This is a genomic window from Streptomyces exfoliatus (assembly GCF_000725545.1).
In the GTDB taxonomy this organism is placed as follows: Bacteria; Actinomycetota; Actinomycetes; order Streptomycetales; family Streptomycetaceae; genus Streptomyces; species Streptomyces exfoliatus.
In genome coordinates this window covers 463,681-482,956 of the sequence record NZ_JNZP01000001.1, presented here as the reverse complement: position 1 = coordinate 482,956, position 19,276 = coordinate 463,681, and the positions used below count along the sequence as shown (strand labels likewise).

The following is a 19,276-nucleotide window of genomic DNA, read 5'->3' as shown; positions in this document are numbered from 1 at the left end:
CGTGTGTACGACATCGGAACGCGCCAACGGGCACTCACTCTTCTGCGTAGCGGCGCGAAGAACGCGGCTGTCGCCCGGACACTGAACATCCCCCCCGGCACGATCAGCTCCTGGAAGCACGAGGACCGCGCGAAGCGCGGCGAGTGCTCAGGCAGGGTCAAGCGCCCCCTCTGCCCACGGTGCGACGGACGCCATCTCGATGAAGCCGCGTACGCGTATCTTCTCGGGCTGTACCTCGGTGACGGGCACATCAGTCACCCCCGGCAACACCGGGTGCCGAGCCTGCGGATCACACTCGACGACGCCTGGCCCGGGGTGCAGAAGGAAGCCATGACGGCCGTACGTACGGTGTTCCCCGACAACACAGCCTCCTGGGCACGGAAGACCGGGTGTAGCGACGCCAAGGTGTACTCCAAGCACCTCACCTGCCTCTTCCCGCAGCATGGACCCGGCCGGAAGCACGAACGGGCCATCGTCCTCGAACAGTGGCAGCAGGAGATCGTCGACGCCCACCCGTGGTCGTTCATCCGAGGACTGATCCATTCCGACGGGTCGCGCATCGTCAACTGGACGGAGAAGACCATCGGCGGGCGGATGAAGCGGTACGAGTACCCCCGCTACTTCTTCACCAACACCTCGGACGACATAGCGCGGCTGTACACCGACACGCTGGACCGTGTCGGTGTGGCCTGGCGGAGCAGGCGCCGAGCGACCGGTGCTCGCGATGTCTCCGTCGCCCGCAAAGCCTCCGTCGCGCTCATGGATCTGCACGTCGGGCCCAAGCACTGACTACGTCAGGGGGTCCCCGATGTGGTGCACGCGGACCAGGTTCGTCGAGCCCGCCACGCCCGGCGGGGAGCCCGCCGTGATGACCACGACGTCGCCCGGGCGGCAGCGGCCGATCCTCAGCAGCTCCTCGTCCACCTGCGCCACCATCGCGTCCGTCGAGTCCACGTGCGGGCCCAGGAACGTCTCGACGCCCCACGTCAGGTTGAGCTGGGAGCGGGTGGCCGGGTCCGGGGTGAAGGCGAGGAGGGGGATCGGGGAGCGGTAGCGGGAGAGGCGCTTGACCGTGTCGCCGGACTGGGTGAAGGCGACGAGGAACTTGGCGCCGAGGAAGTCGCCCATCTCGGCGGCGGCGCGGGCGACGGCTCCGCCCTGGGTGCGGGGCTTGTTGCGGTCGGTGAGGGGCGGGAGGCCCTTGGCGAGGACGTCTTCCTCCGCCGCTTCCACGATGCGGCTCATGGTGCGGACCGTTTCGATGGGGTAGCGGCCGACGCTGGTCTCGCCGGAGAGCATGACGGCGTCGGTGCCGTCGATGACGGCGTTGGCGACGTCGCTGGCTTCGGCGCGGGTGGGGCGGGAGTTGTCGATCATGGAGTCGAGCATCTGGGTGGCGACGATGACCGGCTTGGCGTTGCGTTTGGCGAGTTTGACGGCGCGCTTCTGGACGATCGGGACCTGTTCGAGGGGCATTTCGACGCCGAGGTCGCCGCGGGCGACCATGATGCCGTCGAAGGCGGCGACGATCTCGTCGATGTTGTCGACGGCCTGGGGCTTCTCGATCTTGGCGATGACGGGGAGCCGGCGGCCTTCCTCGTCCATGATCCGGTGGACGTCGACGATGTCGCGGGCGCTGCGGACGAAGGAGAGGGCGATGACGTCGGCGCCGATGCGCAGGGCCCAGCGGAGGTCTTCGATGTCCTTTTCGGAGAGGGCGGGGACGGAGACGGCGACGCCGGGGAGGTTGAGGCCCTTGTTGTCGGAGACCATGCCGCCCTCGATGACGAGGGTGTTGACGCGGGGGCCGTCGACGGAGATGACTTCGAGGGTGACGCGGCCGTCGTCGACGAGGATGCGTTCGCCTGCGGTGACGTCTCCGGCGAGGCCGGAGTAGGTCGTTCCGCAGCAGGTGCGGTCGCCTTCCATGGGTTCGACGGTGATGGCGAACTCGTCGCCGCGTTCAAGGAGTACGGGTCCTTCGCGGAAGCGGCCGAGGCGGATCTTCGGGCCTTGAAGGTCGGCGAGGACGCCGACGCTGCGGCCGGTCTCGTCGGAGGCTTTGCGTACGCGCTGGTAGCGCTCCTCGTGTTCGACGTAGCTGCCGTGGCTGAGGTTGAGGCGGGCCACGTCCATTCCGGCCTCGATCAATGCCTTGATCTGGTCGTATGTTTCGGTGGCGGGCCCAAGGGTGCAGACGATTTTCGCTCGGCGCATGGGTCGAGCCTAGGGCTTACCGATCGGTAGCGAATGGGCGTGACATGACTACTCAACAACCTTTCCGTGAAAGGCTGTTGACAAGTCTTGAATCTGTGCAGTGGGGTGCTCCGATGAGCGTTTCCGGTGCCTTCCCGGCCCTCGTCTCAGAGTGCGGGCGGTGCCATGGTGAAGCGTGCGACGACTTCGGCCGTGACCGTCTGCCGCTGGGGTTCGAGGTCGAGCGGGGGTGCTTCTCCGACTCCTTCGGCGGCGAAGGCCATGGGTGCTCCGGCGAAGGCCGGGTGCATCGGCGCCCCGGGTCCCGCGAGGCCTGCGTCCGAGAGTTCGAGGAGTGAGGCGAGCGAGGTGCCGAGTGCCTCCGCGTACGTGCGGGCGCGTCGTACGGCCTCGGTGACCGCGAGTCGTCGGGCCTCGGCGTACGCCGGGGAGTCGGGGCGCAGTTCCCACCAGGGTCCGTCGACGCTGGTCATGTCGAGGTCGGCGAGGCGGGTGACGAGTTCGCCGAGGGCGGTGAAGTCGGTGAGTTCGGCGGTGACGCGGACCCGTCCGACGTAGGCGTGGACGCGTTCCCCGCGGCCGCGTCTGCCGAGTTCGGGGGAGATGGAGAGCCTGCCGGTCTCGAGGCGTTGGACCGTGTCCCCGTGCGCCTTGACGAGGTCGAGCACGTGCGCGTTGCGTCGGGTGAGGTCGGCGAGGGTGGCGGTGCGGTCCGTGCCGCGTGCGGAGACGGTCAGCCAGATCCGGGCGAACTCGGGGTCGACCTCCAGGCGTCCTTCGCCACGGACGGTCACCTGGGGCGCGTCGGGGGTCGCGTGTTCCTGTGTCACGTCGTGGCTCCTCGGTGTTCGGTATCGGGCGTCCACCGAACACTTTCCCACTCCGTAACCCGGCAGGGCTGTTGCCGACGTGCCGCTCCGGGTCAGAATCTACGCGCGTTGTGCGCCACGGTCGGCGCGGGCGTCACAGAACCAAAGGGGAGAAACACATGCCGCTGAACCGCAGGACGTTCCTGGAGCGCTCGGCCGCCGCCGGGGCCGGAGTGGCCGTCGCCGGAGCCGTCGCCGTTCCCGCCGAGGCCCACGGGTCCGGCCGCCCGCGTCCGCAGAAGCGGTACTCCTTCACCGTGATGGGCACCACCGACCTGCACGGGAACGTCTTCAACTGGGACTACTTCACGGACCGGGAGTTCGACGACAAGGCGCACAACGACATCGGTCTCGCCAAGATCTCCACGCTTGTCGACCAGGTCCGCGCGGCGAAGGGCCGGCGCAACACGCTCCTCATCGACGCCGGCGACACGATCCAGGGCACGCAGCTGTCGTACTACTACGCCAAGGTCGACCCGATCACGAAGGCCGGCGGCCCGGTCCACCCGATGGCCCAGGCCATGAACGCCATCGGGTACGACGCCGCCGCGCTCGGCAACCACGAGTTCAACTACGGCATCCCGGTGCTGCGGAAGTTCGAGGAGCAGTGCGACTTCCCGCTGCTCGGCGCGAACGCGCTCGACGCGAAGACCCTGCGGCCGGCCTTTCCCCCGTACAGCATGCACTGTCTGCGTACCCCGCACGGCAAGGACGTGAAGGTCGCGGTGCTGGGTCTGACCAACCCGGGCATCGCCATCTGGGACAAGGCGAACGTCAGCGGCAGGATGGTCTTCCCCGGGCTCGAGGAGCAGGCGGCGAAGTGGGTGCCGAAGCTGAGGTCGATGGGGGCGGACGTGGTCGTCGTCTCGGCGCACTCCGGTTCCAGTGGCACGTCCTCGTACGGTGACCAGCTCCCGCACATCGAGAACGCGGCGGGGCTGGTGGCCGAGCAGGTGCCGGGGATCGACGCGATACTCGTCGGTCACGCGCACACGGAGATCCCGGAGTACCGGGTGAAGAACAAGGAGACCGGGAAGGACGTCGTCCTGTCGGAGCCGTTGAAGTGGGGTCAGCGGCTCACCCTGTTCGACTTCGACCTGGTGTGGGAGAAGGGCCGCTGGGTGGTCGAGAAGGTCGCCGCGCAGGTCCTGAACTCGAACACGGTGGCGGAGGATCCGAAGATCACGGGGCTGCTCGCGGACGAGCACGAGAAGGTCGTCGCGTACGTCAATCAGGTGATCGGCACCTCCACGGCTGTCATGTCGACGGCGGACGCGCCGTGGAAGGACGAGCCGATCATCGATCTGATCAACGTCGTGCAGGCGGAGACCGTGAAGGCGGCGCTCGCGGGTGGCGCGTACGCGGCTCTGCCGGTGCTGTCGCAGGCGTCGTGCTTCTCGCGTACGGCGCGGATCCCGGCCGGTCAGGTCACCATCAAGGACGCGGCCGGTCTGTACCCGTTCGAGAACACGCTTGAGGCGCGTCTGATGACGGGTGCCCAGCTGAAGGAGTACCTGGAGTACTCGGCGAGGTACTACGTCCAGACCGCGGCGGGTGCGCCGGTGGACACGGCGAAGCTGACCAACGCGGGCGGGACGCCGGATTACAACTACGACGCGGTGTCGGGTCTGACGTACGAGATCGACATCGCGAAGCCGGCCGGGTCGCGGATCGTGAACCTGTCCTTCGAGGGCAGGCCGCTGGACCCGGCGGCGAAGTTCGTCCTCGCGGTGAACAACTACCGGGCGAGTGGTGGCGGCGCGTTCCCGCACGTCGCGAACGCGCAGCAGCTGTGGGCGAACTCGGACGAGATCCGTAACACGATCATCCAGTGGGTGACGGCGAAGGGGACGGTGGACCCGGGGCAGTTCGCGTCGGTGGACTGGAAGCTGACCCGGGACGGCGTGCCGGTGTTCTAGCTTCTACTGCTGCACGAGGGGCGTCAGTTTCCGGTCCTGGGCCGGGATGCTCGGCGCCTCTCGTGTTTCCAGGCCGAAGGTGGTGAAGGCGGTGCGGCGGGGCAGCGGGTAGGGCTCCTTGCCGGTGACGGCGTTGAGGATGGTCGCGCTGCGCCACGCGGCGAGGCCGAGGTCGGGGGCGCCGACGCCGTGGGTGTGCTTCTCGGCGTTCTGGACGTGGACGGCGCCGGTGACGGACGGGTCGAGGACGAGTCGGTAGTGCTGGTCGACGCGGGCGCGGCCCGCGGAGTCGTGGCGGAGGTAGGGGTCGAGGCCGGCGAGCATCCGGTCGACGGGGCGTTCGCGGTAGCCGGTGGCGAGGACGACGGCGTCGGTGGTGAGGCGGGAGCGGGTGCCCTGTTGGAGGTGTTCGAGGTGCAGTTCGACCTGGGTGGTGGCGACGCGTCCCGCGGTGCGGACGCGGACGCCGGGGGTGAGGACGGCGTCGGGCCAGCCGCCGTGCAGGGTGCGGCGGTAGAGCTCGTCGTGGATGGCGGTGATGGTGTCGGTGTCGATGCCTTTGTGGAGTTGCCATTGGCGGGGGACGAGTTCGGCGCGTACGGGTTCGGGCAGGGCGTGGAAGTAGCGGGTGTAGTCGGGGGTGAAGTGTTCGAGGCCGAGCTTGGAGTACTCCATGGGGGCGAAGGCCTCGGTGCGGGCGAGCCAGTGGATCTTCTCGGCTCCGGCGGGGCGGGCTCTGAGCAGGTCGAGGAAGATCTCGGCGCCTGACTGGCCGGAGCCGATGACGGTGACGTGTCCCGCGGCGAGGAGGGTGTCGCGGTGGGCGAGGTAGTCGGCGGAGTGGAAGACGGGGACGCCGGGGGCGTCGGCGAGCGGTTTGAGGGGCTCGGGGACGTAGGGCTCGGTGCCGACGCCGAGGACGACGTTGCGGGTGTAGGCGCGGCCCAGGGCCTCGGCTTCGCCGTCGGGGTCGAGTTGGGTGAAGTCGACTTCGAAGAGGCGTCGTTCGGGGTTCCAGCGGACGGAGTCGACCTGGTGGCCGAAGTGGAGTCCGGGGAGTCTTTCGCTGACCCAGCGGCAGTAGGCGTCGTATTCGGCGCGGTGGATGTGGAACTTCTCGGCGAAGTAGAAGGGGAAGAGCCGTTCGCGGCTCTTGAGGTAGCTGAGGAAGGTCCAGGGGCTGGCGGGGTCGGCGAGGGTGACCAGGTCGGCGAGGAAGGGGACCTGGAGGGTGGAGCCTTCGATGAGGAGGCCGGGGTGCCACTGGAAGGCGGGTTTCTGCTCGTAGAAGGTGGCGGCGAGGCCGCCGGGGATGCCGTGGGCGAGGGCGGCGAGGGAGAGGTTGAAGGGGCCGATGCCGATGCCCACCAGGTCGTGGGGCTGGTCGAGGTCCTGCTGGGGAGTGGTGCCGGTCATCGGTGCGTGCTGCCTTCCACGAGGGTGATGAGCTGTGCCAGGTCGCCGGGGGTGGCGTGGGGGTTGAGCAGGGTGGCCTTGAGCCAGAGGCGGCCGTCGGCGTGGGCGCGGCCGAGGACGGCGCGGCCTTCGGTGAGGAGGGTGCGGCGGATCGCGGCGACGGTTTCGTCGGTGGCGTCGGTGGGGCGGAAGAGGACGGTGGTGAGGGTGGGCCGTGCTCGCAGGTCGAGTCCGGGGCGCTTCTCCATGAGGTCGGCGAGGTCCTGGGCGCGGTCCATGCAGGCGTCGACGAGGGCGCCGAGGCCGGTGCGGCCGAGGGCGCGGAGGGTGACGGCCGTCTTGAGGACGTCGGGACGGCGGGTGGTGCGCAGGGAGCGGCCGAGGAGGTCGGGGAGTCCGGCGTCGGTGTCGTCGTCGGCGTTGAGGTAGTCGGCGGTGTGGCCGAGGGCGGTGAGGTCGGCGGTGTCGCGTACGACGAGGAGTCCTGCGGCGGCCGGCTGCCAGCCGAGTTTGTGGAGGTCGACGGTGACGGTTCGGGCGCGGTCGAGGCCGTCGAGGAGGTGGCGGTGGGTGGGGCTGAAGAGGACGGGGCCTCCGTAGGCGGCGTCGACGTGCAGGTCGGCGTGGTGGGCTTCGCAGGTGTCGGCGAGTGCCGGGAGGGGGTCGATGAGGCCTTCGTCGGTGGTGCCTGCGGTGGCGGCGACGAGCATGGGGCCGGTGAGGGTGGTGAGGGCCTCGTGGAGGTCGGCGGGGTCGATGGTGCCGTGGGGGGTGGGTACCACGACCGGCTCGGGGAGGCCGAGGAGCCAGGCGGCGCGGTGGAAGGAGTGGTGGGCGTTGGCGCCGACGACGGTGCGGAGGGCCGGGCCGTGGCGTTCTCTCGCGAGGAGCAGGGCGAGCTGGTTGGACTCGGTGCCGCCGGTGGTGACGAGTGCGTCGGGGCGGTCGGCCCGCGGGTGGATCTCGGCGGCGAGGGCTGCCGTGACCTGTGCTTCGAGTGCGGAGGCGGCCGGTGCCTGGTCCCAGGAGTCCATGGACGGGTTGAGCGCGGAGGCGGCCAGGTCGGCGGCGGCGGCGAGGGCGAGGGGTGGGGTGTGGAGGTGGGCGGCGCAGAGGGGGTGGGCGGGGTCTGCGGCGCCGGCGGCCAGCGTCCGGACGAGGGTGTGGAGTGCCTCGTGGGGGTCGGTGCCGTGGTGGGGCAGGGCCTCGCCGAGGGCGTGCCGCAGCCGGTGGGCCACGGTCTCCGGGCCGCCTGCCGGGAGTGGTCCGCCTCGCTCCTCGGCTCCGGTGCGGAGGGCGTCGAGGACGGTGTCCAGGAGGGGGCGGAGGGCGTCGGGGCCGGGGGTGCCTCCGGCGAGGGGTGGGGGTGCGGCACGCATGGACGACAGGGTGGCGGGCCCTGGCGGTGGCTGTCCGGGGAGTTGGGGGTTGTGACCCGAACGAGGGACGGCGCGCTGGTGGTCGGGGCGCCGTCCCCGGACCGGCGCTGGTGGTCGGGGCGCCGCCCCCGGGTCGGTGCTGGTGGTCGGGGCGCCGGCCCGGGGGACGGCGCCGCTGTTCGGTGCGCCGTCCCTGAGGTGTTGTCAGGCCTCGCGGACGCGCAGTGCTCGGCGGAGGTCGTCGAGCTGGTCGACCAGTTTGCGGTGGAGGGCGGGGATCATGGTGTCGTCGTTCAGGTGGCGTTCGCCGAGGGAGAGGGACTCCGGGTCGATCGCGTAGGTCGGGAAGGCGTAGCGGCCCGCCGCCTCGGCCATCGCGGGGCCCCGGCGGTCGCCGAGCGCGACGGCCGCCTCGTAGAAGCGGGGCACGTACGCGCTGACGAGTGCGGTCTGTTCGGGCTGCCAGAAACCCTGGGCGGTGGCGGTGAAGAGGTAGTTGGAGAGGTCGTCGGAGTCGAAGAGGGCCGACCAGGCGGTGGCCTTCGCCTCGGGGTCGGGGAGGGAGGCCCGGCAGCGGGCGGCGCCTTCCTGGCCGGCGGCGCTGGTGTCCCGTTCCAGTTCGGCGGCGATCGTGGTCTCGTCGGTGGCGCCGAGGACGGCGAGGCGGGCGAGGATGCGCCAGCGCAGTTCGGGGTCGAGTTCGGGGCCGCCGTGGACGGTGCCCTCGTCGAGCCAGGAGGCGATCTGGTCGGGGGTGGTGGCGCTGTCGATCAGGGCGCGTACGGCGGTGAGGCGCAGGCCGGGTGCCTCGCCGTCCTCGGTGCGGCGGAGCAGGGCGCGGGCGATCTGCCGGATGGTGGAGAGGGCGGCGGGGCGCTCGTCCTCGGTGACGTACCGGTCGGCGATCTGGGTGCGGGCGAAGCTCAGGACGCCCTGGACGAGGGCGAGTTCGGTCTCCTCGGTGAGGTGGGCGAGGGCGAACTCCAGGTAGTCGGCGGGGGCGAGGTCGCCGTCGCGGACCATGTCGCGCATCGCGTTCCAGATCACGGCCCGGGTGAGGGGGTCCGGGATGCGGGAGAGGCCGCGGAGGACGGATTCCTCGGACGCCCCGTCGAAGCGGAGCTTGGCGTAGGTGAGGTCGCCGTCGTTGAGGACGACGAGGGCGGGGCGGGGGCCGGTCAGTTCGGCGGGTGCCTGCTGCGGGATGTCGAGGGAGAGGCGCTCGCGGCGGGTGAGCTCGCCGTCGGGCTGCCGGTCGTAGACGCCGGCCTCGACGCGGTGGGGGCGGCTGCCGTCGCGGTCGACGTGGAGCTGCCAGCGGGTGCCCTCGCCTTCGAGGCGGGGGGTGAGGGTGTCGACGCCGGTGGTGCGCAGCCACTGGTCGGCCCAGGCGTGGACGTCGCGGTCGGTGGCGGCGGCGAGGTTGTCGATGAAGTCGGCGAGGGTGGCGTTGCCGAACCTGTGGCGCTTGAAGTGGATGTTGATGCCGGCGAGGAAGTCCTTCTCGCCGAGCCAGGTGACGAGCTGGCGGAGGGCGGAGGCGCCCTTGGCGTAGGAGATGCCGTCGAAGTTGAGGAGTGCGGAGGCGGTGTCGGGGACGGCTTCCGGGTCGGGGGCGACGGGGTGGGTGGAGGGCCGCTGGTCGGCTTCGTATCCCCAGGCCTTGCGGGTGACGCCGAAGTCGACCCAGGTGTCGGGGAAGAGGTCGGCGCAGGCCTCGTTGACGGTCTGGTAGCCCATGTACTCGGCGAAGGACTCGTTCAGCCAGATGTCGTCCCACCAGCGGAGGGTGACGAGGTCGCCGAACCACATGTGGGCCATCTCGTGGGCGATGACCATGGCGCGGGTCTGTCGCTCGGTGACGGTGACGGCGGAGCGGAAGACGAACTCGTCGCGGAAGGTGACGAGTCCGGGGTTCTCCATGGCGCCGGCGTTGAACTCGGGGACGAAGGCCTGGTCGTAGGAGTCGAAGGGGTAGGGCTCGTCGAACTTCTCGTGGAAGCGGTCGTAGCAGGCCTTGGTGACGGTGAGGATCTCGTCGGCGTCGGCGTCGAGGTGGGGGGCGAGGGAGCGGCGGCAGTGGATGCCGAAGGGGAGTCCGGCGTGTTCGGTGCGGACCGAGTGCCAGGGGCCGGCGGCGACGCAGACGAAGTAGGTGGAGAGCGGGGGGGTGGGGGCGGCCTTCCAGCTTCCGTCGGGCTGTTGTGCGGTGATGCCGTTGGCGAGGACGGTCCAGCCTTCGGGGGCGGTGACGGACAGTTCGAAGACGGCCTTGAGGTCGGGCTGGTCGAAGGCGGCGAAGACGCGCTGGACGTCTTCCATGAAGAGCTGGGTGTAGACGTACGACTCGCCGTCGGTGGGGTCGGTGAAGCGGTGCATGCCTTCGCCGGTGCGGGAGTACCGCATGGTCGTACTGATCTGCAGGACGTGTTCGCCTTCGGTGAGGCGGAGCGGGAGCCGGTTCTCCTCGAGGGTGGTGGGGTCGAGGGGCTCGCCGTCCAGGAGCGCGGAGTGCAGGGTTTCGGGCTTCAGCTCGACGAAGGTGTCCCCGGCGGTGCGGGCGGTGAACCGGATGTGGCTCCGGGAGTGGAAGAGGTCGTCGCCGGTGGTGAGGTCGAGCTCGACCTCGTAGTGCTGGACGTCGAGGAGCTGGGCACGGGTCTGCGCTTCGTCGCGCGTCAGTACGGACATGGCCCTATGCTGCCCGATGCCCGGGGCGGGGGGCAGGGGTGGTGGGGTCGAGTCCCTCGGGCGCCCCTGTCGGCGCCCCCGGTGCGGGGTCAGGCGACGCCGGTGCCGTTGAGGTGGGCGAAGGCGGCGGTGATGCGGGGGCGGTCGTAGCCGGCGGGTCCTGCGGCGCCGCTGGAGAGCAGGGTGTGGAGCAGGATCCGGGCCTTGGGCGGGTCGAGGGGTCCGGCCGGGATCAGTCCGTGGTGCAGCAGGTCGTACTCGGACCCGGGGCTGCGGTACGTGTCGGTGAGGGTCGTGCCGCCGCCGGTGCGGGAGGCCAGGACGACGGGGATGCGGCGGGCGATGTCGGCGAGGGGCGGGACGAGCCAGGCGGGGGCGTGTCCGGCGCCGAAGGCGGCGACGACGAGGCCGTGGAAGCGGCCGTCGACGGCTTCGAGGAGTTCGCCGCGGTCGCCGAGGGTGAGGGTCACGAGCGCCACCCGTACCTCGGGGTCGTAGGTCAGGGGGCAGAGCGCGGCGGGGACGGCGGGCCGGAGCAGGATGCGGGGTTCGCCCTCGACGACGGTGCCGATCGGGCCCGCGCCGGGTGAGGCGAAGGTGGCGACGGAGGTGGTGTGGGTCTTGCGGGCGAGGCGGGCGGTGTGGATCTCGTCGGCGAGGACGACGAGGACGCCGAGGTTCCGGCAGGCGGGGTCGGCGGCGACGGCGAGTGCGGCGGCGAGGTTGGCGGGGCCGTCGGCGCCGGGCAGGTCGGGGCGGCGCATGGCGCCGGTGACGGCGATCGGCTGCTCGGTGGTGCAGAGCAGGTCGAGGAGGAAGGCGGTCTCCTCCAGGGTGTCGGTGCCCTGGACGACGACCACGCCGGAGCCGGCGGCGACGGTGGCGCGGACTTCGGCGGCGAGGGCGGCGAGGTCCTGGTGGGTGAGGGTGGAGCTGGGGACGCGGCGGAAGTCGTTCAGGACGACGTCGTGGCCCGCGCCGAGTTCGGCGAGGACCTCCTGGCCGCTCATGCGGGCCGCGTCACCGCCGCGTGCGGAGATGGTCCCTCCGAGGGTGAAGACCGTGACGCGGGCCATCAGCGTGCTCCGTCCGCAATCGTCTCGTGGTGGCGGATGACCTCGGCGATGATGAAGTTCAGGAGTTTCTCCGCGAAGGCCGGGTCCAGTTTCGCGCTCTCGGCGAGTTCCCGCAGCCGGGCGATCTGGCGTGCCTCGCGCGCGGGGTCGGCGGGCGGCAGCTGGTGTTCGGCCTTGAGGACGCCGACCTGCTGGGTGCATTTGAAGCGCTCGGCGAGCATGTGCACGACCGCCGCGTCGATGTTGTCGATGCTTTCGCGCAGCCGGGTGAGTTCGGCCCGGACGGAGTCGTCGACGGGCTGGGGCGGGGTGGGCTCGTGGGGGCGGGGGGAGTCACTCATGATCTGCGAGCTTAGACGGATCGGGGGAGGATCGTCGGCGGGTGTTCGGGATCCGGAACGCGGTTGCTCCAGCCGCCGTGGACGGAGCGTCCCTGCTGTTCGCGGAAGCGGATGGGGGCGGTGCCGACCCGTCGGGTGAAGAGCCGGGAGAAGTAGGCGGGGTCGTCGTAGCCGACGCGGCGGGCGACGGCGGCGACGGGGAGTTCGGTGGCGGCGAGGAGTTCCTTGGCGCGGCCGAGGCGGACGGTGAGCAGGTAGTCCTTGGGGCTGCAGCCGGCGGCGCGGCGGACGGCGGTGCGCAGTTCGGCGGCGGTCATGCCGTGGCGGGCGGCGTGTTCGGCGACGGAGAGGGGCTGGAAGGCGTCGCGGGCGAGGGCGGCGAGGACGGGGTCGCCGTCGGCGTTGGTGTCGGCGCGGGCGCGGCGCAGGGCGACGAGGAGTTCGTGGACGGCGGCGCCGGTCTCGACTTCGAGGAGGGGGTTGCCGGGGCGGGCGGCGCGCGCGATGCGGCTGATGGCGTCGCGGGCGGGGGCGGCGTCGGAGAGGGGGACGACGGGCCGGTCGGGTTCGATGTAGCCGAGTTCGGTGTAGGTGGTGGTGGCGGGTCCTGTGAAGTCGACGAAGGCCTCGTCCCAGCCGGTGCCGGGGTCGGCGCCGTAGTGGTGGGGGGTGCCGGGGGTCAGCCAGAGCAGGGCGGGCGCGGTGACGGTGGTGCGGCGGCCGTCGGCGCCCCGGTGCCAGCCGCTGCCGGCGGAGACGACGACGGCGACGTGGTGGTCGAGGGTGCGGGGGCCGACGGTGGGCAGGGTGCCGTGCTGGAGCCCGACGCCGAGGCAGACGAGGCCGAGGCGGTGGTGGACGGGGCTGGGCGTGAAGTAGCGCATCCAGGTGTGGTACATCGCCGGGCCTCCGTAACGTCCAAACTGCGACGATCTTTGTCCATGGACCGGTTCGCCGCCAGGGGGTGAGGGTGAGGTCATGAGCACGTTCGCTGTGGGTGACGAGGACTTTCTGCTCGACGGGCGGCCGGTGCGCCTCCTTTCGGGGGCGCTGCACTACTTCCGGGTGCACGAGGAGCTGTGGGAGCACCGGCTCGGGATGCTGCGCGCGATGGGCCTCGACTGTGTGGAGACGTACGTTCCGTGGAATCTGCATGAGCCGGAGCGGGGGCGGTACGCGGATGTGGGGGCGCTCGGCCGGTTCCTGGACGCGGTGGCGGCGGCGGGGATGCGGGCGATCGTGCGTCCGGGGCCGTACATCTGCGCCGAGTGGGAGAACGGCGGCCTGCCGCACTGGCTGACGGGGCCGCTGGGGCGGCGGGTGCGGACGCTGGATCCGGATTTCCTGGGGCCGGTGGAGGCGTGGTTCCGGCGGCTGCTGCCGCAGGTGGTGGAGCGGCAGGTCGACCGGGGCGGGCCGGTGGTCCTGGTGCAGGTGGAGAACGAGTACGGGAGTTACGGCAGCGATCTGACGTATCTGGAGTGGCTGGCGGAGCTGTTGCGGGGCTGTGGGGTGAGCGTGCCGCTGTTCACCTCGGACGGGCCGGAGGACCACATGTTGACGGGTGGTTCGGTGCCGGGGGTGCTGGCGACGGCGAACTTCGGCTCGGGCGCGCGGGAGGGGTTCGCGACGCTGCGGCGGCATCAGCCGAAGGGGCCGCTGATGTGCATGGAGTTCTGGTGCGGCTGGTTCGACCACTGGGGCACGGAGCACGCGGTGCGGGACGCGGAGGACGCGGCGGGGGCGCTGCGGGAGATCCTGGAGTGCGGGGCGTCGGTCAATGTGTACATGGCGCACGGGGGGACGAACTTCGCGGGCTGGGCGGGCGCGAACCGGTCGGGTGAGCTGCACGACGGGCCGTTGCGGGCGACGGTGACCTCGTACGACTACGACGCGCCGGTCGACGAGGCGGGGCGGCCGACGGAGAAGTTCTGGCGTTTCCGTGAGGTCCTCGCGCGGTATGCGGAGGGGCCGCTGCCGGAGCCGCCGGAGCCGCCGGCCCGGCTGGCGGCGCCGGTTTCCGGTGCGCTCGACGGCTGGGTGTCGCTGGACGGGGTTCTGGGGGTGCTCGGCGGTGTGGAGACGGTGTCGCCCGTCCCGCCGACCTTCGAGGAGCTGGGGGTGGACCGGGGTCTGGTCCGTTACCGGCTGACGGTGCCGGGGCCGCGGCAGCCGTACCCGTTGTCGGTGACGGGGTTGCGGGACCGGGCGGTGGTGTACGTCGACGGGGTGCCGGCGGGGGTGCTGGACGCGGAGGAGTCGGTGCTCGCCGAGCCGGTGGCGGGGTCGGCGGTGGTGGATCTGTGGGTGGAGTCGCTGGGCCGGGTCAACTACGGGCCCCGGCTCGGTGAGTCGAAGGGGATCACGGGCGGGGTGCGGCACGAGCGGCAGTATCTGCACGGGGTACGGGCCAGGGGGCTGCGGCTGGACGCGTTCACGGCGGCCGGGGTCGGCGCGCTGGCCTTCCGGGAGGTTCCGGAGGGGGCGGGCCGGGGTCTCTACCGGGGCACGGTCGGGGTGGCGGGCGCGGGGGACGCGGTACTGCGGCTGCCGGGTGCGACGCGGGGCTTCGTGTGGGTGAACGGCTTCTGTCTGGGCCGGTACTGGTCGTCGGCGGGTCCGCAGGAGTCGCTGTTCGTACCGGGTCCCGTGCTGCGGGAGGGCGTGAACGAGGTGTGGGTCCTCGAACTGGAGGGGGACGGCGTGCCGGGCGTCGAGTTCGGCGTCCTCCCGGACGCCCACTGAGGGAGGTCTTCGCGGGAACGAAGGGTGCCCCGGAGCGGAGACCGCTCCGGGGCACCCGTTCAGGTGGTGCGGTTACAGCGTGGCCGCGGCCGACTTGATGGCGGCGGCGAAGGTCGAGACCTCCGTGTAGACGCCGGGGTAGCCGGCGCGCGCGCAGCCCTCGCCCCAGCTCACGATGCCGACCTGGATCCAGGCTCCGGCGTTGTCCTTGCGGAACATCGGGCCGCCGGAGTCGCCCTGGCAGGTGTCGACGCCGCCCTGGGTGTAGCCGGCGCAGATCTCCTCGCTGGGGACGAGGTCGCTGCCGTACGAGGCCTGGCAGGAGGCGTCGGAGACGAACGGGACGTTGGCCTTGAGGAGGTAGCGCTGCTGCGCCCCGCCCTCGCGGGCGGCGCCCCAGCCGGCCACGGTGAAGGTGCCGCTGTTGTACGCGGTGGTCTCGGCGATCTTCAGGGTGGGCAGCGAGGTGATGGGGCTGGCGAGCTTGATGAGTGCCCAGTCCTTGCCCTTGCCGTTGTAGCCGGGGGCCTGGAGGACCTTGGTGGACCTGACCTTGATGGCGCTGGTGCTCTGCAGGTCGACGACGCCGGCGGTGGCGGTGATGCCGGTGTTGTTGCCGGAGCCGCTGACGCAGTGGGCGGCGGTGAGCACGACCTGCGGGGTGATCAGGGAGCCGCCGCAGCCCATGGAGAGCCTGACCATCCAGGGGAACTCGCCCTGGGCGGCGCGGACGCCGCCGACGACGGGCGCGGGGGCGGCGGAGGCGGTGGTGGTGGGCTGGAGGCTGACGGCGGCCAGGACGACCGCGCCGGCGGCGGCCAGTTTCTGGAGCGCGCGGACCATTCGGTTCTGCTTCACGTGTGTTCCTTCTTTCATGGGGGGTTGAGCCCGACGAGGCATGACATGCGCCCGTCAAGTCATGTCCGGATTATGGACAGCGCCCAACTCCCCCCACAAGAAAGCCTTTTCGGCCAGATCGCGGCGCGGAACCGTACAGTGGACGGGCAAGGGGGTGAGGCATGACGAACCGCCAGGAGGGCGACCGCGTCGCCCACGGCTTCCCGCACCTCGCCACGGTGGAGGCCTCGCTCACGGCGCTCTACCGGCGCCTCTCCCCCGACGGCGTGCACCGCTACCCGGCGAGCGTCCCCGCCGCCGACGTGGCCCTCGGCGACGACGAGGACCTGCGTCCGGGCACCCAGCGGGTGGCCCGCGCGCTCGTCCGGCACCTGCGGCTGCCCGAGGCGCGCATGGTGGTGGGCTTCCGGCCGATGGAGTACGCGGCGACCGTCGAACTCGCCGCGGGGCCGGAGTACCGCGTGGAGCTCAACGAGCGCTTCCGGACCCGCCGCAGGGACATCGGCGCCGCCCTCGCCCACGAGATCACCCACGTCCTGCTGCACCGGCTCGGGCTCGCCTTCCCCGACACCCACGAGAACGAGATCCTCACCGATGTCGTCACCGCGTACCTCGGCGCGGGCTGGCTGCTGCTCGACGCGTACCGGCAGGACGGGGTGGAGAGCCAGCGGCTGGGCTATCTGACCCCCGAGGAGTTCGGGTACGTCCTCGCCAAGCGGGCCGCGGTGTTCGGCGAGGACCCGTCACCGTGGTTCACCAGCGCGGTCGCGTACGAGGCGTGGACACGGGGCCGGGCGCGGGCGGACCGGGAGCGGACCCTGCCGCCGCTCACCGGGGCGGGCTGGGCCGAACACCGGCGGTACGCCTGGGAGCGGCGCCGGGGCCGGGCGAACGACGGCGCCCCGTACGCCTTCCACGGCGGGGCCCCGGCGACCGGCGTCTCGTTCCGCTGCCCGGTCTGCCGCGGCCGGCTCAGGATCCCGGCGGGCCGGACCCTGCGGGCCAGGTGCGGGGTGTGCCGCACGGTCCTGGAGTGCGCGGGCTAGGCATGATCCAAACGAAGGACCCTAGGCGGTCTCGTCGGCGTCCCCGGTCAGGCTCTTGTGGAAGTGGACGTCCTCGGCGCCGCCCGGGATCCCCAGGACGCGTCCGGTCTCCACGTACCCGTGCCGCCGGTAGAAGTCCGGTGCCTGGAAGGTGAAGGACGACACGGTGGCCCGGTCGCAGCCGCGGCGCCGGGCCTCGTCCTCGGCCGCGCGCAGGAGCCTGCTCCCCCAGCCGTCCTTCCGGCTGCCCTCGCGGACCCACAGCATGTCGATGCCGAACAGGCCGCTCCAGGTCCAGCCGGTGAGCCCGCCGATGAGGTCGCCCTTCGCGTCGACGGCCTTCACCGACAGCTCGCCCTGGTCCTCGGCGGTGGTGCCGGTGGCCGCGAAGTTGAACGCGTCGAGCCCCTCCTCCAGGAGCTTCGCGAGTGCGGCGTCGCCGTGGCCGACGCTCAGCGCCGCGCCGTCGTGATCATGCGTCATGCGGCCGATTCTGGCACGGCCGTACGAGGGGACGGGGAGCGCCGGTCCCGTCGGACCGGCGCGCGGGCCCGGAATCGGATTTGCGCCGGACCCGGACGGCGGGTCAGGGTCGGCGCATGAGCACGCTGTTCGACGCCATCCGGGACGGGGACGAGGACGGGGCCGTACGAGCCCTGCGGGACGGGGCCGACCCCGAGGGCCGGGAGGACGGGGAGACCGCTCTGTACCGGGCGGCCGTCGGCGCCGAGGCCGGAATCGTACGGGTGCTCCTCGCAGCCGGGGCGGATCCGGGCCGGGGAAGCGGCGAGGAGGGTGACGAACTGCCGTTGTGCGGGGCGGCCGTCGGCGGACACACCGGGGTGGCGCGGGCGCTGCTCGCGGCGGGCGCGCACCCGGACCAGGAGGAGACGTACGGCTTCACGGCCCTGGCGTGGGCGCTGCGGCTCGGGCACGCGGACACGGCGCGGGTGCTCCTGGAGTACGGGGCCGACCCCGACCGGCGCGGGCCCGACGGGGTCCTGCCGCTGGTGGCCGCCGCGCGGCGCGGCTCCACCGGCTGCGTACGGGCGCTCCTGGACCACGGGGCGCAGGCCCGCGAGGCGGCGCTGCGGGAGGCCCGGCGGTGGATCGGCGCCGACATGGCGGCCGAGCTGCGGCGGGGGCTCGTCGCGGGGAACGAGGGCGGGGAGACGTACGAGGCCGTGGTGCGCCGGGTCAGGGAGGACGGCGGAGTGACCGTCGTCGTGGAGCTGCTGCGGGAGAACGGCGCCCCCGGGCGCGGTGACGACCGCCAGACCGGCCATGCGGCCATCGCCACGCTCCTGGAGGCGGCGCTCGGACTGCGGACCTCGCACGAGGAGCTGGCGGCGCGGGCCCTGCGCTGCGGCGATCCGGAGCTCGACGACTGGACGACGGCGGTGGCCGAACTGGCGGGGCGGGCCGACGAGGAGACGTTCGTGGCGGCGGCCGCGTGGTGCGCGTACCGCGATCCGCTGCGCCGGGCCCTGGGCGCGCGGGTGCTCGGCGCCCTGCCCGGCTTCGCGCCGAGCGCGGTCCCGGTGCTGCGGCGGCTCGCGGCGGAGTGGGCGGCGGCGGGAGTGCAGACCCGCGAGACCGCGGGGCCGGCGGGATCGGCGGGGGCGGCCGTGCAGGCGCGGGAGCCGGTGCTCTCGGTGGTGACGGCGCTCGGGCAGTGCGCGGACCCGGCCGCCGTGCCGGAACTCCTCGCGGTGGCGGGGCATTCCGACGCGACGGTACGGCGGGCGGTCGCGGGAGCCCTCGCCGGGATCGTGCCGGCCGGGCACATGGAGGCGCTCGGGGTGCTGCTCGCGCTGAGCCGGGACGGTGACGCGCGGGTACGGGACTGGGCGACGCTCGCGCTCGCCGAACTGCCCGACGACACCCCGCTCGTACGGGAGGGGCTCGCCGAGCGGCTCGGCGACACCGATCCGGAGACGGCGGCGGAGGCGGCGCGCGGGCTCGCGATCCGGCAGGACCCGCGGGCCGTGGACGCGCTGGCGTCGGCCCTCGCGGACGGCGACCCGGAGGGCGCGGCGCGGGAGACGGCGCTGGCCGCCCTCGAGCACGTGCGCGACCCCCGGGTCAGGACCCGCCTGGAGTGGACGTTTCCGCGCCGCGTCTGACGGCTCGGCGGGTGCCGTTCGGCGGGGTGAGGGTTCCGGAGCGGCTCAGCAGTCGTGGTCGATGAGGTCGAAGGACGCGTAGTGGTCGGCCGTGTAGTAGTCCTCCCGCGCCGCGTCCCCGGTCACGATCCGGCGGGCCCCGCGGGTGGTGACGCCCGGGGTCTTGACCGTGTACTCGTGGTAGTAGCCGAGCGAGTGGGCCGGCAGGATCCGTTCCCGGTTCTGGAAGACGGTGCCGTCCTGGCGGTACGGGAAGGGGCCGCCCGCGTCGATCAGGCGCAGGGTGTCGTGGGCCTGGCTGGGCAGGTCGGAGTAGCAGATGTCCCCGACGGCCGCGGTGACGGCGGCCGAGGACACGACGGCGGCGGGGCCGGGCGCGGGGGCCGCGACGGCGGTGGCCGGGGCGCCGAGGAGGAGGGAGGAGAGGAGGGCGGTGGCGACGCCGCCGGCGAAGGTGAATCGAGGGGGGATTCGCATGCCTCAGATGATGACGCGCGTAGATCGGCCCACGAAAGCCCAACGCCCTTGAGTTTTCCGGAAGTTCACCGGCCCCCACGGAATGTGCGAACCGTCTGCACACACCACCGGGGCCC

General features: G+C 72.2%; 16 protein-coding genes. 5 read left to right on the top strand and 11 right to left on the bottom strand.

Annotated elements, in window-relative coordinates:
* The first annotated feature begins 3 nt into the window (after positions 1-3).
* Positions 4-789, top strand: coding sequence for a hypothetical protein (locus tag IO20_RS0102215; RefSeq protein ID WP_030547200.1), 786 nt, complete (start codon positions 4-6; stop codon positions 787-789).
* Here IO20_RS0102215 and pyk read toward each other — a convergent pair whose 3' ends face one another.
* On the bottom strand, positions 790-2,217 hold the full coding sequence (gene pyk, locus IO20_RS0102210; RefSeq protein WP_030547202.1) for a pyruvate kinase: 1,428 nt from the start codon (positions 2,215-2,217) through the stop codon (positions 790-792).
* A gap of 146 nt (positions 2,218-2,363) precedes the next feature.
* On the bottom strand, positions 2,364-3,047 hold the full coding sequence (locus tag IO20_RS0102205; RefSeq protein WP_030547204.1) for an SIMPL domain-containing protein: 684 nt from the start codon (positions 3,045-3,047) through the stop codon (positions 2,364-2,366).
* A 158-nt stretch (positions 3,048-3,205) separates the two neighbouring features.
* Between IO20_RS0102205 and IO20_RS0102200 the strand changes: the two genes are divergently transcribed.
* Positions 3,206-5,005 carry a bifunctional metallophosphatase/5'-nucleotidase gene (locus IO20_RS0102200; RefSeq protein WP_030547206.1) on the top strand — a complete coding sequence of 600 codons (1,800 nt, stop codon included), beginning with the start codon at positions 3,206-3,208 and terminating at the stop codon, positions 5,003-5,005.
* 3 nt (positions 5,006-5,008) lie between these two features.
* Here the strand turns inward: IO20_RS0102200 and IO20_RS0102195 are convergent, their stop codons facing one another.
* From IO20_RS0102195 to IO20_RS0102170, 6 genes are all read right to left on the bottom strand, one after another.
* Positions 5,009-6,421, bottom strand: coding sequence for a lysine N(6)-hydroxylase/L-ornithine N(5)-oxygenase family protein (locus tag IO20_RS0102195; protein WP_030547208.1), 1,413 nt, complete (start codon positions 6,419-6,421; stop codon positions 5,009-5,011).
* The gene (locus IO20_RS0102190) at positions 6,418-7,800 is read right to left on the bottom strand and encodes a pyridoxal phosphate-dependent decarboxylase family protein (RefSeq protein WP_030547210.1); all 1,383 of its coding nucleotides are present in this window, start codon (positions 7,798-7,800) and stop codon (positions 6,418-6,420) included. Before IO20_RS0102190 ends, IO20_RS0102195 begins: the two co-directional genes overlap by 4 nt.
* A 204-nt stretch (positions 7,801-8,004) precedes the next feature.
* Positions 8,005-10,491, bottom strand: coding sequence for an aminopeptidase N (gene pepN, locus IO20_RS0102185; protein ID WP_030547212.1), 2,487 nt, complete (start codon positions 10,489-10,491; stop codon positions 8,005-8,007).
* 89 nt (positions 10,492-10,580) lie between these two features.
* The gene (locus tag IO20_RS0102180) at positions 10,581-11,567 is read right to left on the bottom strand and encodes an asparaginase (protein ID WP_030547213.1); all 987 of its coding nucleotides are present in this window, start codon (positions 11,565-11,567) and stop codon (positions 10,581-10,583) included.
* Positions 11,567-11,908, bottom strand: a complete 342-nt coding sequence (locus tag IO20_RS0102175; protein WP_031126676.1) for a chorismate mutase — start codon at positions 11,906-11,908, stop codon at positions 11,567-11,569. The genes IO20_RS0102180 and IO20_RS0102175 overlap by 1 nt, the downstream gene beginning before the upstream one ends.
* An 11-nt stretch (positions 11,909-11,919) precedes the next feature.
* Complete coding sequence (locus IO20_RS0102170) at positions 11,920-12,807, bottom strand: helix-turn-helix domain-containing protein (RefSeq protein ID WP_030211669.1); 888 nt, start codon at positions 12,805-12,807, stop codon at positions 11,920-11,922.
* Between the two features lie 79 nt (positions 12,808-12,886).
* Between IO20_RS0102170 and IO20_RS0102165 the strand changes: the two genes are divergently transcribed.
* Positions 12,887-14,653 (top strand): glycoside hydrolase family 35 protein, encoded by a 1,767-nt coding sequence (locus tag IO20_RS0102165; RefSeq protein ID WP_030547215.1) that lies wholly within the window; start codon positions 12,887-12,889, stop codon positions 14,651-14,653.
* Positions 14,654-14,725: 72 nt separating this feature from the next.
* Here the strand turns inward: IO20_RS0102165 and IO20_RS0102160 are convergent, their stop codons facing one another.
* Positions 14,726-15,496 carry a S1 family peptidase gene (locus tag IO20_RS0102160; RefSeq protein WP_030547216.1) on the bottom strand — a complete coding sequence of 257 codons (771 nt, stop codon included), beginning with the start codon at positions 15,494-15,496 and terminating at the stop codon, positions 14,726-14,728.
* Between the two features lie 176 nt (positions 15,497-15,672).
* Here IO20_RS0102160 and IO20_RS0102155 point away from each other — a divergent pair, with 176 nt between their 5' ends.
* The gene (locus tag IO20_RS0102155; protein ID WP_030547218.1) at positions 15,673-16,557 is read left to right on the top strand and encodes a hypothetical protein; all 885 of its coding nucleotides are present in this window, start codon (positions 15,673-15,675) and stop codon (positions 16,555-16,557) included.
* A 21-nt stretch (positions 16,558-16,578) separates the two neighbouring features.
* Here IO20_RS0102155 and IO20_RS0102150 read toward each other — a convergent pair whose 3' ends face one another.
* Positions 16,579-17,040 (bottom strand): GNAT family N-acetyltransferase, encoded by a 462-nt coding sequence (locus IO20_RS0102150; protein WP_030547220.1) that lies wholly within the window; start codon positions 17,038-17,040, stop codon positions 16,579-16,581.
* A 116-nt stretch (positions 17,041-17,156) separates the two neighbouring features.
* On the opposite strand from IO20_RS0102150, the gene IO20_RS0102145 reads away from it, so the two are divergent.
* Positions 17,157-18,683: an ankyrin repeat domain-containing protein gene (locus IO20_RS0102145; protein WP_037634377.1), complete on the top strand. Its 1,527-nt coding sequence runs from the start codon at positions 17,157-17,159 to the stop codon at positions 18,681-18,683.
* Positions 18,684-18,728: 45 nt separating this feature from the next.
* Here the strand turns inward: IO20_RS0102145 and IO20_RS0102140 are convergent, their stop codons facing one another.
* Positions 18,729-19,160 carry a guanyl-specific ribonuclease gene (locus IO20_RS0102140; protein WP_030547224.1) on the bottom strand — a complete coding sequence of 144 codons (432 nt, stop codon included), beginning with the start codon at positions 19,158-19,160 and terminating at the stop codon, positions 18,729-18,731.
* Positions 19,161-19,276 lie beyond the last annotated feature (116 nt).

Bases quoted from the DNA above. Each gene is read 5' to 3' on its own strand.
- pyk (WP_030547202.1), bottom strand. From the start codon at position 2,217: ATGCGCCGAGCGAAAATCGTCTGCACCCTTGGGCCCGCCACCGAAACA.
- IO20_RS0102165 (WP_030547215.1), top strand. From the start codon at position 12,887: ATGAGCACGTTCGCTGTGGGTGACGAGGACTTTCTGCTCGACGGGCGG.
- IO20_RS0102175 (WP_031126676.1), bottom strand. From the start codon at position 11,908: ATGAGTGACTCCCCCCGCCCCCACGAGCCCACCCCGCCCCAGCCCGTC.
- IO20_RS0102180 (WP_030547213.1), bottom strand. From the start codon at position 11,567: ATGGCCCGCGTCACGGTCTTCACCCTCGGAGGGACCATCTCCGCACGC.
- IO20_RS0102160 (WP_030547216.1), bottom strand. From the start codon at position 15,496: ATGGTCCGCGCGCTCCAGAAACTGGCCGCCGCCGGCGCGGTCGTCCTG.
- IO20_RS0102140 (WP_030547224.1), bottom strand. From the start codon at position 19,160: ATGCGAATCCCCCCTCGATTCACCTTCGCCGGCGGCGTCGCCACCGCC.
- IO20_RS0102145 (WP_037634377.1), top strand. From the start codon at position 17,157: ATGAGCACGCTGTTCGACGCCATCCGGGACGGGGACGAGGACGGGGCC.
- IO20_RS0102150 (WP_030547220.1), bottom strand. From the start codon at position 17,040: ATGACGCATGATCACGACGGCGCGGCGCTGAGCGTCGGCCACGGCGAC.
- IO20_RS0102200 (WP_030547206.1), top strand. From the start codon at position 3,206: ATGCCGCTGAACCGCAGGACGTTCCTGGAGCGCTCGGCCGCCGCCGGG.
- IO20_RS0102170 (WP_030211669.1), bottom strand. From the start codon at position 12,807: ATGTACCACACCTGGATGCGCTACTTCACGCCCAGCCCCGTCCACCAC.
- IO20_RS0102190 (WP_030547210.1), bottom strand. From the start codon at position 7,800: ATGCGTGCCGCACCCCCACCCCTCGCCGGAGGCACCCCCGGCCCCGAC.
- IO20_RS0102195 (WP_030547208.1), bottom strand. From the start codon at position 6,421: ATGACCGGCACCACTCCCCAGCAGGACCTCGACCAGCCCCACGACCTG.
- IO20_RS0102155 (WP_030547218.1), top strand. From the start codon at position 15,673: ATGACGAACCGCCAGGAGGGCGACCGCGTCGCCCACGGCTTCCCGCAC.
- pepN (WP_030547212.1), bottom strand. From the start codon at position 10,491: ATGTCCGTACTGACGCGCGACGAAGCGCAGACCCGTGCCCAGCTCCTC.